The organism is Labrys sp. (in: a-proteobacteria) (assembly GCF_047605565.1).
GTDB classification, from domain to species: Bacteria; Pseudomonadota; Alphaproteobacteria; order Rhizobiales; family Labraceae; genus Labrys; species Labrys neptuniae.
The window spans coordinates 68718-85839 of record NZ_JASGFM010000012.1 but is presented as its reverse complement, the minus strand read 5'-3'; the positions used below and the strand labels follow the sequence as shown (position 1 = coordinate 85839).

15 protein-coding genes are annotated in these 17122 nt (G+C 61.9%); 7 read left to right on the top strand and 8 right to left on the bottom strand.

What is annotated here, in order from left to right; translation table 11 throughout:
* The 4 genes from QM672_RS13305 to QM672_RS13290 all read left to right on the top strand — a co-directional run bounded on the left by QM672_RS13305 (window position 1) and on the right by QM672_RS13290 (window position 6485).
* Window positions 1–3192 carry an efflux RND transporter permease subunit gene (locus QM672_RS13305; protein ID WP_367625025.1) on the top strand — a complete coding sequence of 1064 codons (3192 nt, stop codon included), beginning with the start codon at window positions 1–3 and terminating at the stop codon, window positions 3190–3192.
* A gap of 318 nt (window positions 3193–3510) precedes the next feature.
* The gene (locus QM672_RS13300; RefSeq protein ID WP_415083095.1) at window positions 3511–4461 is read left to right on the top strand and encodes a GNAT family N-acetyltransferase; all 951 of its coding nucleotides are present in this window, start codon (window positions 3511–3513) and stop codon (window positions 4459–4461) included.
* 746 nt (window positions 4462–5207) lie between these two features.
* Window positions 5208–6173 (top strand): hypothetical protein, encoded by a 966-nt coding sequence (locus tag QM672_RS13295; RefSeq protein ID WP_311944807.1) that lies wholly within the window; start codon window positions 5208–5210, stop codon window positions 6171–6173.
* Window positions 6174–6275: 102 nt separating this feature from the next.
* On the top strand, window positions 6276–6485 hold the full coding sequence (locus QM672_RS13290) for a hypothetical protein (protein ID WP_311944808.1): 210 nt from the start codon (window positions 6276–6278) through the stop codon (window positions 6483–6485).
* Window positions 6486–6659: 174 nt separating this feature from the next.
* On the opposite strand, the gene QM672_RS13285 is transcribed toward QM672_RS13290, so the two are convergent.
* Window positions 6660–7487: a helix-turn-helix transcriptional regulator gene (locus QM672_RS13285; RefSeq protein WP_311944878.1), complete on the bottom strand. Its 828-nt coding sequence runs from the start codon at window positions 7485–7487 to the stop codon at window positions 6660–6662.
* A 195-nt stretch (window positions 7488–7682) separates the two neighbouring features.
* Here QM672_RS13285 and QM672_RS13280 point away from each other — a divergent pair, with 195 nt between their 5' ends.
* Both QM672_RS13280 and QM672_RS13275 read left to right on the top strand, forming a co-directional pair.
* On the top strand, window positions 7683–8867 hold the full coding sequence (locus tag QM672_RS13280) for an NAD(P)/FAD-dependent oxidoreductase (RefSeq protein WP_311944810.1): 1185 nt from the start codon (window positions 7683–7685) through the stop codon (window positions 8865–8867).
* Window positions 8868–8888: 21 nt separating this feature from the next.
* Window positions 8889–9302, top strand: a complete 414-nt coding sequence (locus QM672_RS13275) for a hypothetical protein (RefSeq protein WP_311944811.1) — start codon at window positions 8889–8891, stop codon at window positions 9300–9302.
* A gap of 102 nt (window positions 9303–9404) precedes the next feature.
* On the opposite strand, the gene QM672_RS13270 is transcribed toward QM672_RS13275, so the two are convergent.
* Window positions 9405–9968: a chorismate mutase gene (locus QM672_RS13270; protein WP_415083091.1), complete on the bottom strand. Its 564-nt coding sequence runs from the start codon at window positions 9966–9968 to the stop codon at window positions 9405–9407.
* Window positions 9969–10155: 187 nt separating this feature from the next.
* On the opposite strand from QM672_RS13270, the gene QM672_RS13265 reads away from it, so the two are divergent.
* Window positions 10156–11559, top strand: coding sequence for an amidase family protein (locus QM672_RS13265; protein ID WP_415083089.1), 1404 nt, complete (start codon window positions 10156–10158; stop codon window positions 11557–11559).
* Window positions 11560–11828: 269 nt separating this feature from the next.
* Here QM672_RS13265 and QM672_RS13260 read toward each other — a convergent pair whose 3' ends face one another.
* The 6 genes from QM672_RS13260 to QM672_RS13235 all read right to left on the bottom strand — a co-directional run bounded on the left by QM672_RS13260 (window position 11829) and on the right by QM672_RS13235 (window position 17095).
* Complete coding sequence (locus QM672_RS13260) at window positions 11829–11963, bottom strand: hypothetical protein (RefSeq protein ID WP_311944816.1); 135 nt, start codon at window positions 11961–11963, stop codon at window positions 11829–11831.
* Between the two features lie 111 nt (window positions 11964–12074).
* Window positions 12075–12719 (bottom strand): LuxR C-terminal-related transcriptional regulator, encoded by a 645-nt coding sequence (locus QM672_RS13255; protein ID WP_415083161.1) that lies wholly within the window; start codon window positions 12717–12719, stop codon window positions 12075–12077.
* Between the two features lie 469 nt (window positions 12720–13188).
* Window positions 13189–13881 (bottom strand): DUF899 domain-containing protein, encoded by a 693-nt coding sequence (locus QM672_RS13250; RefSeq protein ID WP_415083087.1) that lies wholly within the window; start codon window positions 13879–13881, stop codon window positions 13189–13191.
* Window positions 13882–13883: 2 nt separating this feature from the next.
* Window positions 13884–14177, bottom strand: a complete 294-nt coding sequence (locus QM672_RS13245) for a hypothetical protein (protein WP_415083085.1) — start codon at window positions 14175–14177, stop codon at window positions 13884–13886.
* A 588-nt stretch (window positions 14178–14765) separates the two neighbouring features.
* Window positions 14766–15641 carry a glycosyl hydrolase family 17 protein gene (locus tag QM672_RS13240; RefSeq protein WP_415083083.1) on the bottom strand — a complete coding sequence of 292 codons (876 nt, stop codon included), beginning with the start codon at window positions 15639–15641 and terminating at the stop codon, window positions 14766–14768.
* Window positions 15642–16138: 497 nt separating this feature from the next.
* Entirely contained in the window at window positions 16139–17095 is a 957-nt protein-coding gene (locus QM672_RS13235; protein ID WP_415083081.1) for an NAD-dependent epimerase/dehydratase family protein, read from the bottom strand.
* Between the last annotated feature and the right edge of the window lie 27 nt (window positions 17096–17122).

Sequence of the window (17122 nt, the reverse complement as noted above, 5' to 3'; positions counted from 1 at the left end):
ATGTTTTCATCCGTCTTCATCGACCGGCCGCGCCTCGCCGTCGTCATCGCTATCGTCATCACCCTGGCGGGCGCGCTGGCGATGGGCTTCCTGCCCGTCGCCCAATATCCCGACCTGGTGCCGCCGCAGGTCCAGGTCAGCGCCACCTATCCGGGTGCCTCGGCTTCCGTGGTCGAGTCTTCCGTGGCCCAGCCGCTGGAAGCCCAGATCATCGGCGTCGACAAGATGCTGTACATGCAGTCGAACAGCGGCAATGACGGCAGCTACGGCCTCACCGTCTCCTTCGCGCTCGGCTCCGATCCCGACATCGACACGGTGAACGTCAACAACCGCGTGCAGGCCGCGCTCGCCAAGCTGCCGGACACAGTGCGAACCCAGGGCGTGACGGTGCAGAAGCGCTCGTCCTCGATCCTGCAATTCGTGCTGTTCTCGTCGGACGATCCCAAGCTCGATCCGCTGTTCATCACCAATTACCTGGCGATCAACGTGCTCGACCGGCTGTCCCGTACGCCCGGCGTCGGCCAGGCCAGCCTGTTCAGCAAGCAGAACTATTCCATGCGGATCTGGTTCGACACCCAGCGCATGACCAATCTGGGCCTGCAGCCCTCCGATATCGCCAGCGCGATCCAGTCTCAGAACGTGCAGGCGCCGGTCGGGCGCATCGGCGCGCAGCCGGCGGCCGCGGACCAGCAATTGCAGCTCAACCTGCAGACCCAGGGGCGCCTGACCACGCCGGAGCAGTTCGGCAATATCGTGGTGCGCGCCAATCCTGATGGCTCGGTGCTGCGCGTGCGTGACGTCGCCCGCGTCGAAATGGGCGCGCAAAACCTCGACACCACCTCGCGCCTCAACGGCAAGCCGGCCGTCGCGGTCGCCATCTATCTGTCGCCCGGCGCCAATGCCGTGGCAACTTCGAAGGAAGTGCAGAAGACCCTCGCCGCCGCGCAGAAGAACTTCCCCAAGGGGCTGTCCTCCACAATCGTCTACGACACCTCGACCTTCGTCTCCGATACCATCGGCGAGGTGATCCGGACACTGATCGAAGCCTTCATCCTGGTGGTGGTCGTCGTCTTCCTGTTCCTGGGCAGCCTGCGCGCCACCATCATTCCGGCCATCGCCGTGCCCGTCAGCCTCGTCGGCACCTTCGCCATCATGCTGGCGCTCGGCTATTCGGCCAATACGGTGTCGCTGCTGGCCCTGGTGCTCGCCATCGGCATCGTCGTCGACGACGCCATCGTCGTGGTGGAGAACGTCGAACGCGTGATGGAGGAGGAGCCGGAGCTGTCGCCGGTCGCCGCCACCAAGAAGGCGATGAGCCAGATCACCGCGCCGATCATCGCGATCACCCTGGTGCTGCTGTCGGTGTTCGTGCCGATCGCCTTCATCCCGGGCCTGACGGGCGAGCTGTTCCGCCAGTTCGCCGTGACCATCTCGGCCGCCATGCTGATCTCGGCCCTCAACGCCCTGACGCTGTCGCCCGCTTTGTGCGCCGTCTTCCTGCGCCACAGCAAGAAGCGCGGCATCATGGCCTGGGTGATGCGGCGGATCGACAATGTCCGCGACGGCTACGCCGCCGTGGTGACGAGGCTGGTGCGCGTCTCCGTGCTGAGCGTGGTTGCCGTCGCCGCCTTCGCGGCGGGTACCTATTTCCTTCAGCAGAAGACCCCCACCGGCTTCGTGCCTGAGGAGGACCAGGGTGCCTTCTTCATCGTCCTGCAATTGCCGGACGGCGCCTCGGTCAATCGCACCACAGCAGTGGTCGAACAGGTCGAAGGCATCCTCAAGAAAATGCCGCAGATCCAGGACAATCTGGCGATCGTCGGCTTCTCGTTCCTCGATGGCGGCGCCCAGTCGAACAGCGCCTTCATGGTGGCGCGCCTGAAGCCGTTCGAGGATCGCAAGAAGGCGGCCGATTCCGCCCAGACGCTCATCAGGCAGGTTTTTGGCGCTACGCAGTCGATCAACACCGCTCAGGTGCTGGCGCTCAACGTGCCGCCGATCATCGGCCTGTCCACCACGGGCGGCTTCCAGTACATGCTGGAAAACCTCGAGGGCGCCGAGCCGGCAACCATGGCAGGCGTGGCGCAGGGCCTGATCGCGGCTGCGAACCAGGATCCGAAATTGTCGCGCGTGTTCACCACTTTCAGCGCGAACAACCCGTCGATCTTCCTCGACATCGATCGTGACAAGGCCCAGGCCCTGGGGCTGCAGATGTCGGATGTGTTCGCCGCCCTGCAGGCGACGCTGGGCTCGGCCTATATCAACGACTTCAACCTGTATGGCCGTACCTGGCAGGTCAACATCCAGGGCGAGATCGGCGATCGCAACGATACCGAGGCGTTGTGGAAGATCTATATCCGCAACAACAAGAACGAGATGGTGCCGCTGCGCTCCATCACCTCGATCTCGACCCAGCTCGGGCCTCAGACGATCGCGCGCTATAACAATTATCGCGCCGTGAGCGTCAACGGCTCGCCCGGGGCCGGCATCTCCTCGGGCGATGCCATGTCGGCGATGGCCGAGGTCTCGGCCAAGACCCTGCCGCCCGGCTATGGCTTCGAATGGACGGGCACCTCCTATCAGGAGAGCCAGGCCTCCGGCCAGACGGGCATCATCCTTGGCCTTGCCGTGCTGTTTGCCTTCCTCTTCCTGGTGGCCCTGTATGAGAGCTGGGTGATTCCGATCCCCGTGTTACTGTCCGTGGTGGTGGCGGTGTTCACCTCCTTCCTCGGCATCCTGTTCGTCCCGCAATTCCTGGCCTGGGTCGGCTCGATAACCGGGATGCCGGTCGCCACGCTTTCTCTCGACGTCTACGCCCAGATCGGTCTGGTGGTGCTGATCGCACTCGCCGCCAAGAACGGCATTCTGATCGTCGAGTTCGCCAAGGAACAGCGCGAGGCCGGCCTGCCGATCCGGGATGCCGCCATTCTCGGTGCCAAGATGCGGTTCCGCGCGGTGATGATGACGTCGATCGCCTTCATCCTCGGCCTGGTGCCGCTGGTGATCGCCACCGGTGCCGCCATGGTCAGCCGCCGCGCCGTCGGTACGGCTGTGTTCGCCGGCATGGTGGGCGCCTCCGTTCTCGGCATCTTCCTGATCCCGATGCTCTATGTCTTCTTCCAGGGCTTGCGCGAATGGGTGAAGCAGCGTTTCGGGGGCAAGCCCCACGCGGGAGATAACCCCGCCCATTAGATCGGGCTCCTTCCGTAACGCACAAATCACCCCGCTACGGCAACGTAGCGGGGTTTTTCATGCGCAGGCCGGCAATGGAAAGAACTAAGATGGTAATTTGGCGGACGCACTACCCCATCGCAGGTCCTATCTAATACTTTTGGTTTAATTAAATATTTTTAATGTACGAAAAAGGATAGTATCCTCGGAATTATTATTGAAATTGAAGCATAAACGCGAAGCTCCAATCTTGACCGCCGCCTGAATCATTCTGTAAACGACCAAGGAAGCGCGATTATTCGATAATTATTTCAATCATACTGGGCCACCAGCAGCGTGTTGGAAAAAGCGACATCAGGCATCCTTGTCGACCCCCTGGTCCCGACCGTCTTCCATGAAGACTGGTGGCTGAACGCGGCTACGCTGGGGAAAGTCGAATTCGTGGAACATGAGGAAGGAGGACGCACCGTCGGACGCCTGCCCTATGTCCTGGAATCGCGTCTTGGCCTGCAGAGCGCCAACATGCCGCCGATGACGCATTTCCTCGGCCCCGGCGTTGTCGAACCCCAGGGATCGAAGCCGAACCGCTTCCTGAAGACGCAAGGGATCATCCGCGAACTGCTGCGCAAGCTCCCGGCAATCGCCTCCTTCCGCCAGAAAATGCATGCGGGCATTTCGGATGCTCTCGCTTTCCAGGCCGAGAATTACGAGGTCTCGGTGCAATTCACCTTCGAGATCCAGCCGGCAGAACAACAACAGCTCTGGCGCGGCATGCGTGACAAGACGCGCAACGTGATCCGCCGAGCCGAGGAGCACCATCTCGTCTCGCAGGACATGGATCCGGAGGAATTCTTCCGCTTCGCGAGCGCCAATCTGGAAGCGCGCAACGAAAGCGCCAATGTCGATTTTGCGGCCTGCCAAGCGGTCACGGCGGCCAGTCTGGAACGCAGACGCGGCCACTTCCTGGTAGCCCGCGATGGCGGAGTGGCCAAGGCGGCCGTCTTCTGCGCCTGGGACAGCAAGGCCTATTACTACCTGCTGTCGACCCGGTCGGCCGACAGCGCGAATGGCGTCATCCCCTTGCTGCTCTGGCACGGTATCCGAGAGGCGGTTGCCCGTGGCCTGACCTTCGACTTCGACGGGGTGGTCAATTCAGGCTCGATGCTGCTGTTCTCCGGCTTCGGGGGCACCGTGAGTCCGCGCTACATCGTCTCCAAGTCGACGCCGCTCTATCGCACCCTGCGGGAGATCCGCCGCTTCAACCCGGAAGTCTACAACGCGTTTTGCTGATATCTGCGTGCCACAACGCCGAGGGGCGGGCTCGCATTGCCGACGTGAGCAGCCGCGTACTGTTCGGATAAAAAAGCGATCGCAGCGGGCGATAAAAGGCCCGAAAACAGGCCGGTGCATCGAGCGACCTGGCGGATTTGCGCGGAACGGGACCCACAACAGAAAACGGAGGAATGAGCCTGCAACTCAATTCCTCCGGTCCTGAATTCACCAACGTCGAGTTCTCACAGGTGAGATCTACACTTGGATGCTACGTGAAGCACCGCCTGGCAGAAGAACACCCACAACCCCGCAACGTAGTCGCTAGCCTTGGCGCCCCTGCTAGCTTGGGTAGGATCTTACGGGAGAGAGCTCACAAGTCTACCCGTCAAAAATGCCGGGGTCTTTCCGGGAACATCCGCCCCGATATTTAGCGCTTCAAAATTCCTGTTTAAGTTCAATGAGATAAGCCCTCAAGGCAATCGCGTCCCGCCAATGGTCATCGGAATCTGAACGGCAACAGCACACACAAACGATATTACAAGCACAGTATCCCGATTTCATGGGAAAGGACGCGCGTTTCTTCATTTCTCCTTTGCACAAATTGGACAACCATGTAGAGAATATGTCCAAAATAGGGCTTTCCGAGATTGAGTTGGCCAAACACGATCCAGATGGAAACAATGACGGATAATTCTGCGATTGCTTATATCGATACGGAATACAAAAATCCGCTGCGTGATAGAATTACCCAGATCGAAGGGTGGGTGTCATCGCATAGCCCGATCGATTCACTTTCGGTTTTCGTCAATCGGCAGCCGCTTGGTTATGTCGAGACCTGCGAACGCCCCGACGTTCCCATCGCGACCAACCGGCCGCACGCGCTCGGCTGGCACGTCTATTTCGAACCCCGCAAACATCTGATCGGCGAGCTCGGCACCATCCTGATCGAGGTCGCAGTCAATGGCAGCGTGGTTCAACGCCGCTATCACCGTTATGACCCGCGTCCCCATTCGACGCGGCCGGCCGTCTATTTCATGCATATTCCCAAGACGGCAGGAACCAGCACCCGGCGAGCCCTGCAAAGCGACCCGGATATCCAGTTGCTGCAGGTCTATCATCAATATCCCTGCCTGCATGAAGAGCAGTTCGCCACCTTCAGCGACAACGCCCTCGATGACGTCGACATCATCTTCGGCCACTACATGTACGGGCTTCACAGGCATTCCGGCAGGCGCCACCAGTATGTCTCGATCGTGAGGGACCCGATCGACCATGCCATCTCATGTTACCTCTACATGAAATATGTCATGAAGGACCCGAGGATCGTCACCCGCTCATCGATCTTCGATGCGTTCGACAATGTCGACGACGTGACATTCGATAATTACAGCACGCGATATCTGGCTGGATACCCTGACCAGCAGAAAGTCGGTCCGGCACAATTCGAGACGGCGCTGAAAAACGTCGACAACGACTTTGCCTATATCGGCACGGTCGAGAACTACAAGCAGAGCCTGGAGGCGATCAGCTTCTACCTCGGCAAGGAGCTGCCACATCATGTCGACAACGTCACGCCGGCGTCGGACGAGATGGCCGCGCTCGACAGGAACGAGGTGGCCGAACGCCTCGGTCCCCGGCTGGGCCATGACCTGAAGCTCTATCAGGCGATACGAGAGAGGTTTCCGGGCGACTATTTCTTCGATATGCGGGCGCGATCCCATGCGGGATAGGTCCATCGCGAACAGCGGCCACGCCACTGGCATGGAGTGACTTGACGGCCCTTGGCGTCCGGTTCAGGTTCACCGCCACGTTGCGAAAGTGAGGGAATGTTCATGCGCACGAAACTGATTCTGGCCGTGATGGCCGCCAGCCTGGCAATCGGACTGAGTGCGTGCGCGACGGAGCGCGGCATTCCCTACAGCGCCACTGATTGCGCCCGCGCCGGCCGCCTGCCAAAGCATTGGACACCGAGTGCCGGCAATTGGTGCCAGCACTTCAAACCAAGATGGCAGTCGAACCACTATTGGCGCCAGCCGGCCTGACCCTGGCAGCTTCCACGTGGAGAGCAGCAACCACCGATTCCGCTCTCCCTGAAGCCACGATCGCCCGCTCCGGCATCGGGCCAAATCCCGCATCGGCCTCGGTGTGGCTGGTTCTCCGGCCGCACTGACACCTTTTCTCGATCCGAAAGTCCATCCGCTTTTCCTGAAGATGTCCTAGCGGCTCCCCTCGAAATCCCGCGGTCCGCGTCCCGAGAAATAGCGCGCCGGCGATTCGCCGAAGGCACGCCGGAACATCGCGATGAAACTGCTGGGGGAGGCATAGTTCAGGGCGTCCGCAATGGTGGCGACCGGCTCCCCGCATGCAAGCATTTCGAGGGTATGGGTCAATCGGACCTGCTGGCGCCACGCCGCGAAACTGAGGCCGGTTTCGGCTTGCATCAGCCGGCGCAGCGTCCGCCCAGAGATCGCCCCCCAGAACGCCCATTGCTCCAATGTGCGGGTGTCGCCCGGCTCACTTAGGACAGCCCGCGCGATACGCGCCAGCCGCGGGTCGGATGGCATGGGCAGATGGAGCGGCTCGTGCGGCGCGCGTGCCATCTCATCGAGCAGAACCTGCATGACACGCTGCTGCTCCGGGAACAGCGATGGCTGCATCGTCCAGGAAACAGCGCGCCGCACCAGCGCCCGCATCAACTCGCTGATGCCGAAGACGCAGGGCAGACCCGGCAATTGCCGGGCCTGCTCCGGCGCCACGACGACGCTCCAACCGCTGGTGGCACCGCTGACACTGGCCCAATGATGCTCCCCTGGCGGTATCCATCCGGCGCGGTGAGGCGGCAGCAGCCATGACCCGTGCGACGTGCGCACATGGACAAGCCCGCTCTCGACACAAAAGACCTGGCCGCGCACGTGGCAGTGCCAATCATATTCACGGGTGCCCAGACGATATCGGCTTTCCGGCTCCTCACCGCCCCATATCGCAACCAGCGGCGGCCCATCCGACCGCTCGATGAAATCCATGCCCTGAAGATCAGGCACCATCTTGGCCACTTCTCACTATTATTTGGCCAAATGTCGTTATCAGGATTTCCTGCTCTGCTCTAGCCTGGTCTTCTTCACGCAGGAGCGTCTCCCGGCCGGGCGGAATCGCCACGGACCGCAAAGACGCATCGAAACAGGAATGAGGGCAGGTACCTGGCCATGGCCGCGGATACCCTGTCCCGGAACAGGCTTCGCATGCCCCTTCATGTCGTTATCATCGGTGCAGGGCTGGGCGGCCTCTGTCTGGCCCAGGGACTGAGACAGCACGGCATCTCGTTTGGCGTCTATGAAAGAGACGAGGCGGCGGATAGCAGGACGCAGGGCTACAGGATCAGGATCGACGAGACGGGCCGACAGGCGCTGGCGGCCTGCCTGACACCGGAACTGAACCAACTTTTTCGCCAGACCTGTGCCATCTCTCACTCGAATGGACGTTTTCTCGATACCCGACTCGGGCCGGTCGAAGGTCGGCCTTCCTGCAACTGGCGCCCCGCGGCGGTGGGCGCAGACCCATCAAGCGATGGCGATCTCAGCGCCAACCGTCTCACCCTTCGGGAGATTCTCCTGCGCGGCATCGAGGACCGTGTCCACTTCGGCAAGGCCTTTCGCCGTTTCGACGCGCGAAAGGAGGGCGCGGTTACAATAGGATTCGAAGACGGCACGGCGTGCGAAACCGACATCCTCGTCGCCGCCGACGGCGTGAATTCCACCACACGTCGCCAGGCCTTGCCGCTGCTGGCACCGAAGGAAACCGGTGCCGTTTGCATCTACGGCAAATCCCATCTCCCCTTCGACGGTCGGGTTGCCGACACGCTCCTGGACGGTACGTCCGTGATCTTCGCCGACGACTTCGCGGTGATCGTCGATGCCATGACCTTCCGCTTCCCGCCGGCTGCGGCGGGGCTCACGCCGATAGCGGATTATCTCTATTGGGCCGTCATTGGCCGGCGGACGGGCCTGGGACTGGACGAGGCGACCTTGGGCGAATTGGATGGCGAGGCGCTGGCGGCTCGGGTCCGTTACCTCGCCCGTTCCTGGGCCGGTGGCTTGCGTGCCCTGTTTGCCGAGGCTGACAGGTCTACCATCGCTGCGCTTGCGATACGCAGTGCCGACGCTCTGCCCGCATGGACGCCAGGCCGCGTGACGATGCTGGGAGATGCGATCCACGCGATGAGCCCGGCCGGTGGCGTCGGTGCCAACACGGCGCTGGACGATGCAGCCCATCTCGCTACCTGGCTGGGCATGGTGGCTGCCGGCAAGTCCCCACTTCCGGCAGCGATTGCCGCCTATGAAGACGATCTGCGCCGGCGGGCCAATGCGGCGATCGCGACCTCCCAGCAGGGTGCGCACCGCCTTTTCGGCGAAGACACCGCCATCTGACCATGAAACCGAGGATCGCTCATGCCATTGGACCATCAAGCCTTCATCGTCCACGACGTTTCCGACTTTCCGATCATTCGGTCCCGGCCCGAGGCAATCGTTCCGGGCTATGCCGGGCGCTGGGTGAGCGAGATGGAGGTACTCCTTGCGCAAGGCCAGCCCTTCGTCGTGATCTTTCCAGGCGGCCAGACGGAAGAAACCCATGAGGATCGCAAGCGCAGGGGTATCTGGCTCAAGGCGAACAAGCAGGTCCTCGGCAGGCTCTGCCTGTCCCTGATCGCCATCGAGCCTGATCGCCTGAAGCGCATCACGCTCCGGGCCCAGACGGCGATGGCCACCAAGGCCTTCGGGATCGCCATGGAAATTGCCGCCTCTTCCGAGGAAGCCGCGGCCCTCGCCACGCGGCAGATCGCGACTGGACGGGGAACCGCATGACCCGCCGGCCTGCGCTATGATGGAGGTGGCTGCACCTCCCCGTGGCCGGTGCAACCCATGGCTGCCATGATCTGAGGGCGCGCTGCGCGCAGCCCTTGAGACCTACTTCACCAGCCTTATCGCCAGCAAGGCAATGAACAATTGCTGCTTGTCCGATTCCCTCAGATTGGGCTCGTCTACTGCCTTGAAGAAGCTGGAGCGCTCGTCCGAGGTGAACCGTCCGCTTTTGAGGTCCTGCGCCACCTGCTGCAGAATCTCCTTGCTCAACTGGGCGATGTCCTGCCGTACCTTGTCGAGCGGCCGCGGTTGCCACCCCGTCTCAGGCTGCGCCAGCCAATCGGCCAGGTAGCGATACTCGACGGCCTTGGCAGCATTGATCTGGGCGATGATGAAAGGCTCCACCGTGGCAGGATCCAGCCCCAGTTTCTCCGCATCGGACTTGGCACTGGCCAGGACCTTGGCTTCCTGGGCCAGGTCTTCTATGGGCAGGTGATTTTGCGCCTTATATCCGGCGACATCCTTCATATAGGACAGCCGGTGGCCGACCTTTTCCGCCAAGGGCGTGATCCCGGCGGCAAAAGAACTCGTCTGAGCCGCCAGGAACAGGCTCACAAACAGCAATGGCAACAGCCACACCGCTGCCTGGTTCAATCCAATACGCGACATGTTCAATCCAAGATCCTCATTGGTGATTGAAGCTGATCGTGCAAATGGTGTTGCACCTTATTCCACGATCGCGGAAGCGAATTTGCCCTGCGCCGGCGCGAGATGCCGCGATCCTTCTTGCTCCATGAGCAACGAGCCGACACTATTTCTGCCTTCATGCCACGATCGAGGGAATCGGAAAACCGCGATGAATGAACTCTGGCGCTTGGACGCGGTGAGAATCGCCGCTCTCGTCAAATCCAGGCAGGTCTCTGCACGCGACGTCGCGGCGGCGGCCCTCGAGCGGCTGTCTGCCGTCAATCCGTCGATCAACGCCGTGGTCGACATGCGGCCCGGCGACGTCCTGGCCCAGGCGGGCCGGATCGATGCCGCCATTGCCCGCGGCGAGGAAACCGGCGCGCTGGCGGGGGTCCCCGTTACCGTCAAGGTCAATGTAGACCAGAAGGGATATGCCACCACCAACGGCGTGACTTTGCAGAAGGATCTGCTGGCCGCGGACAACAGCCCCGTCGTCGACAGCCTGCTCGAGGCCGGGGCGGTCCTGCTGGGCCGTACCAACACCCCCGCCTTCTCCTATCGCTGGTTCACCAACAACCGCCTGCATGGCCATACGCGGAATCCCCATGATCCCACGCTGACGCCCGGCGGATCATCCGGCGGCGCGGCCGCGGCGGTCGCGAGCGGCATCGGTGCCATTGCCCATGGCACGGATATCGCAGGCTCGATCCGCTATCCCGCCTATGCCTGCGGCGTCCATGGCCTGCGCCCCTCGCCCGGACGGGTGGCGGCCTACAACGCCTCGTCTCCCGAGCGCGACATCGTCGGCCAGATCACGGCGGTATCCGGGCCGCTGGCGCGCTCGATCGACGACATCGGGCTCGCGCTCAGGGCGCTGTCGCGTCGGGACGTACGCGATCCGTGGTGGACGCCCGCGCCGCTGACGGGGCCTGAGGTCGCAAGGCGTGTCGCCCTTTGCCTCGATCCGGGCCGGATCGGCACCTGCGAGGCCATTCGCGCCAAACTGCGCGAGGCCGCCCTGCATCTGGAGGCCGCCGGCTGGATCGTCGACGAAGTCGAGGACCTCCCACCGCTGCGCGAAGCCGCCGATTTGCAGGTCCGGTTGTGGATCGGCGAGGGCTACGAGGCCAAGCTTGCCGCCGCCGAGAAGGAGGGCGACCCAGGCGCGCTCGCCATTTTGCGGGGTCACCAGGCACTCGGTCATGCCACGACCCTCACCTCTTTTTCGCAGGCACTGACCCGGCGTGCCACTTTGATCCGGCAGTGGCAGCTCTTCATGGAGACCTATCCGGTGGTGTTGCTGCCCGTATCGGCCGACCTGCCGTTCGAGGATGATCTGGACCTCAAGGGCCAGGCCGCATTCGAGCGGGTCTGGGGCGCTCAGATCCCGCAAATCGGCGTGCCCTTCCTCGGTCTGCCGGGGCTCTCGGTCTTTACCGGAATGACCGGGCGGACCCCGACAGGGGTTCAGGTGCTGGCGCCGCGCTTTCGCGAGGACCTGTGCCTTGCGGCGGGCGCCGTCATCGAAGCCGCATTCGGATCACCCTGCGTGGTGGATCCCGCCGGCAGCTGAAACCTTTGCTGGCTCGGCCCGGAGGCTTTGTCGGAATGTGTTGCTTGGTTTCATCGGCCGCGATCCCGCGGATAGCCGATCGCGACATGCGGGTGTTCGGGTAAGGGTGTCACCAGGCCATGCCGGCCGTCGCCGAGCACTCGCCTTGCAGCTTCTTCCGGAAGAAACCCAAAGCGTTTTGCGATGGGACGGAATCACCTCGAATCGCAAAGACGCGTCGAAACAAAGAGCTGGAGCAAACGAGCGTTCACACTTGAACGCACTTTGCTCTAGCGGCGCTGAAACTCGCGACGCTGGCGCAGGCATTCCATCCATTCCGGTCCGATGACGAAGCGAACGATGCCCGCCCCCGCCACGAGCCCGGCAAGGGGTAGAACCAGAAAGGGCCAAAGTTCGATGGTCATCGCGTCGCTCTCCTCACACGCGCGGCCTTCTGCCCTTCCGTCATGACAGGCGGATGACGTACGAGTCTGTAATCCCAGTCGAGTGTGTGTGAATCCGGCGGCCGCCTTGCGTCAGGAATTGGCCTGCGGGCCCCTGCTCTTCTCGGTGGCATAGAGGGCGACCGCCATGGCCCGATTGCGCACCTCGAGCTTGTCGTAGAGATTCTTGAGATGATATTTGACGGTGTTTTCCGAGATACCAGTGCGGGCGGCGATCTGCAGATTGGTCCAGCCATCGGCGAGCACGGCAAGCAGTTCGCGCTCGCGGGTCGTCAGGCGTGAAAGCGGGGTATCGTTGATTTTGGACACGTCCAGGTAAGGGATGCAGATCCGGCCATGGGCGACAGCCACCAGCGTGTCGAACAGGATGGCGGGGTCGTCGAACTGGTAGCAATAGCCTTGTACGCCCAGGCGCACGCACTGCTTGAGAATGGCAATGTCGTGATCGTTCGAGAAGATGACGATGCGTGTATGCAGGCCGCGCTGGCGCATTTCCTCCAGGACTTCGGCGCCGTTCATGTCGGACAGTTTCCAGCCGAGAACGGCCAAATCGAATTTCGGCTCAGCCACAGCCGCCAGAAAGGCCTCGCCGGACTGCACGCTGGCAACCAGTTCGAAACGGACATCATTCTTGATCATGTCGCCGAGAGCAGCCACAACCAAGGGGTTGCGCTCGGCGATCAGCACCCTGAACCGGCCTTCCGGAGCTCCCCGCATCCTATCGACCTCGATGCCCTGACGCTGGCTTTTCCCCTCGGCGTTCATATGCCCCTCGATTTGCGGCGCGCGCCACCTCTGATCCGACGTCTTCTGTTTTGGGCCTTCTCTGTTTCGGGGCGCTTCGAGCCACGACGACGATCCGGTACCTGCCTCAGTCCATATTCATACCGTGAAACATTTTTTCATTCCAGTGCGTTGTTTGATTTCACAGTGCTGGAGCGACTTCATTCCCCCATGGGTTGTGCGCAGTGAATCAATCTTTGTCCGCAAATCACAACATAGTTTGTCCTTAGGCAGGAAAAATCCGTTCCGAGCCCGTCTGATGGGCACTCGGTGCAGGCCTGCGAGCGTGAATTACGGCCACGGATTACAGAAACGAAAAAGGCAATTGCCGGCATCCCGAAGGAGCCCGGCAATCACCTTGTCTTCTCGCTGTTGGCAGGTCGGTCGCTGCTCTCCGGGGCGGTTACTCGTAGCGGTCGTGGCGGCGCACCCAGTCCATTCCCTCGGCCTCGTTACGGCCTTTTGGTGCGAGATCGAGCATGTTGCAGGTGCCCATCATCACCTCGACGCCGCGCCCATAGGTGGAGTAGGTGCGGAAGACCTCGCCCGCGTCGTCCTTGTAGAAGGCGCTGACACCGGGCCATTCCCCGCCGATTTCCCGCCATTCCCCGAAATTGTAGTCGATATGTCCGCTGGCGACTTCCTCGGGTGTGAAGCTGACGCGGAAGTCATAGTTGAAGTCGTTGCCGAAGGACGAGACCCATTTGAACTGCCAGCCCATGCGTTTGCGGTAGCGCTCGATCTCGGCAAGCGGTGCCCGCGAGACCGCGATCATGGTGACGTCGTGATGCGCCAGATGCTTGTTCATGCCGTCGGTGTGATCGGCCATGTAGGAACAGCTCGGGCAGCCTTCCTTCCATCCCGGCGCGAACATGAAATGTTGCACCAGAAGCTGCGATCGACCGTCGAAGAGATCGGCCAGCGTGCGCGGGCCATCCGGCGTGTCGAACACATAGTCCTTGTCGATGCGCACCCATGGGAGGGCGAGCCGCTCTCTGGCGACCCTGTCGCGAAGATGGGTGAGCTCCTTTTCCGCCTTCAGGAAATTCCGGCGGGCGGTCAGCCATTCACCGTGTGGAACGACAGCGTTTTGCATTGTCAGTCTCCTTCGGTTTGGGTGGTGGGAACGTTGCGGCGCTGCAAACGGCCGGAAAGGAATTTCAGCCACGCCGAACCATGAAAAAAGCTCATCAGCAGGTACATCAGGGCCATGTCGTTGATCGGCATGAAGGTCGGGACGGTGGAGCACATCATCATGGCCGGCGAGCCAGCGGCAGAAATCCCGGCCATCAATGCGAAAGTCGGGGCAGCGGCGAGCCCGAGCCAGCCGGCCATGTCAGTAGCAGGCTCTCGCAACGAACCGATCCTCCCTGCTGATGCGGACATCGTCATTTCCGATCCTCCGACATTTGCCGTTTCCAAGCGTTGCGATACGAAGACGTTATCCCGGCCGGCGGGCCCTGCGAGAGTTACAAGTGTGACGGGATTTCAATGGGCTTGCTTATCACTGCCACCGCACGCGCTCTCTCGGTTGCGCCCCTCGCTGCGCTGAAGAGGGTCACATTGCGCGATGACCCTCTGGGGCTGGCGTTGCGTGGCCTCGCGTTGGCGCAGCTGCAAACCGAAAGAGGCGGGAGCTCATGCGTGTTATGCCGTCGCCGAGGCAAAATCGTCCTTGCCCGTGCGATCTTGGCCGGTCCTTGCAAACGCTCGACGCGGCCCAGGCGACTGTCCGGGTTCGGTGGAACGGGCGAGCGTGACCGCCGCTTCTCCATGGGCTCGGTCGCCCAAGGGGCCCTCGGTCTCAGGGCCGCCGACACTTCCGCCAGCATGACGGATTTGGCAAAAGGCAAGTAACAAGGCGCTGTCGCTCACCGAGCAGGCGACGAACCGACATATCACCACGGGTGCAGGCCGCCCAACCAGATCCGGCTGGACGGCCTTGCGTTCATTGCTTGTGAGCTTCAGGCATGGCGTGTTTCAGCCCTCGAAGGCGAACTTCGGCTGGGGATTTGGCCCGCCAGTGTACAGGCCCCAGTGCGGGCCCTGGGCGCCTTCCTTGGTCTTCCACCGCTCGTCGAACATCTCGAACCAGTAGGTATCGAACTGCATTCCCATCGGGTTTCCGTAGTTCACCCACTTCTTCGTCGTCTCGAAGTTGATCTTTTCGTTTTCGACCGATGTCGCGCGGCCGCCGGCGCTCGGCCAGCCGATCTCTGCGATCACGATCTGCTTCTTGCGCGCCTGCACCTGCTTCAGGCCATTGTCCCACGACCACTGCATCTGCTTGTCGATATTGCCCGGATCGGCGCCGCCGTACCACGGATAGACCGTCAGCAAAGTGCGTTCGTCGCAAAAATCGACGACCGGCTGCCACTTGGCCGCGTTAGGGCCGGGTCCCAGGACCGTGCCGCTGAAGCAGGTCGTCACATAGACGCTATCCAGCGTTGGATACTTTTGTACAGCCTGCTTGGCATAAGCCATGCCGTTGCGGATGTCGGCCGGCGTATAGACGGCGACGTCCGTGCGATCGACCTCATTGCCGATGACCAGGTCCAAGTGCTCGAACCCGCCGTACTTCTTGGCGGCAGCGTCGAGCTGGCTCAACGCCAGGTCAATCTGCTTGTTCGTCGCCGATGCATCGTTGGGCGTGACCCAGACCCCGACCGACATCTTGCGGATGCCATTCTTCAGGGCCTTGTCGGCATTCCACTGATTGCCGCCATCGACGCCATAGGTGCGAATCTGCGTGAAGTGCGCAGCAACGATCTTCATGTCGGCTTCGACATCGGCTTCGGTGACGCCGCTGGGCGGGCCGCTGTCGGTTCGATGATAGGGAGAATAGCAAACGAACACTTGGCGCCTCCTTGTAAACACCCGATGCCGCCATGCGGCGGCGGATCCATTTGCTGAATCAATACAGCTCATCATTATTCTGTATAGTTACGCGGAAAATCAAGAAGATACTGGGAGATAACCTTAGTATATCAATCGAAGTCGAGGCATGACTTCAACGCGTTCTATATCTGAGTCAACCAGAGCACGTGGTTGGGATATGTCGGAATGAACGTCTGGAATCGGCAACGATCCCGGCGTCTCCTCGTGGCGCACCTCCGCCCCAAGCGGGATCGGGGCACATGGAAGCGGCGGCGCCCAGCCCTCTTCGGCCCAGCGTCCATACCAGCAAGAAGCTCACTAGCGACTGCGCTCGCAATCGAAACTCGTCCTCCGGGAGTGCCACAAAGATCGGCGCTCGGAGCATGATTGTGTCCCGGCCATCAACCTTTGGGAGTGCCCGCCTGATCCAATCCGTTGCTCACGCCTCCTGGCATGCTGGCGAGGCGGGTCCTGAGCTAGGTAGCCAGTGGCGCTTCATTCCGGATGGTTTCGGCAAATCCCTGCCGCCATGAAGGATGGCGCGGCGACCAGTCGAGTTCCCGCTTGGCCTTGGCGTTCGATCCCGCACGCGATTCCGTCATCATGACAACGATATGCTGCCCGGCGGCAAGGCGGCCAAGCCATGCCGGCACGCTGAATGGCCGTTTTGCGCCCAGCATTGCAGCGATCTCGGTGAGCCAGGTGCACACCGGCGCCGGATCGTCGTCGACAATGTTGTAGATGCCCTCGCCACGCTCGACCGCCGCCGCGGTTGCCTCCGCCGCGTCATCGATATGCAGGAATGACCACCACGCGGTACCGCCACCGATCAGCGGCATGCGACGCCTGCGAATCCGTTCGATCATGGCTGGATCGAAGACGCCCGTGTCGGGGCCATAGAATCCGCCATAGCGAAGCGCGACACCAACCAGGCCGGGCGTTGTCGTGACGGCGTGCTCGAGATAACGGATCGCTTCGAGCGTACCGCGGAGCTCTTGCGGCGGATCCTGGTCGAGCGGATCGTCCTCGACTTTCACATCACCGCCAACCCGCGCATAAGGCCAGCCGCAAAAGCTTTGCGCGACGATCCGCTTCACGCCGCAGTCGCGCGCGGCTGCAAGAAGATGATCGGTCCCAGTGGTGCGCAGCCGATTGCTGCTTGCGAAAACGCGGTCGAATTTGCGCAGGTCCGAAGCCCCCTTCAAATCCGTCAGCTGATGCACGATCACGTCCGGCTTCGCAGCGGCGACCAATGCGCGAATGGCCGTCTCATCGAGCGCGTCGGCAACAACCGGCTCCGCGCCGAGTTCTCGCAGGAGGCCGGCCTTCGCCGGGGTTCGCGTCAATCCGACCACGCTATGGCCGTTGTCGATCAGGCGCGGAACCAGGCGGCGTCCGACCGCGCCCGTCGCGCCCGCAACGAAAATGCGCATCGCCTCACCTCGCGGCTTGATAACCTA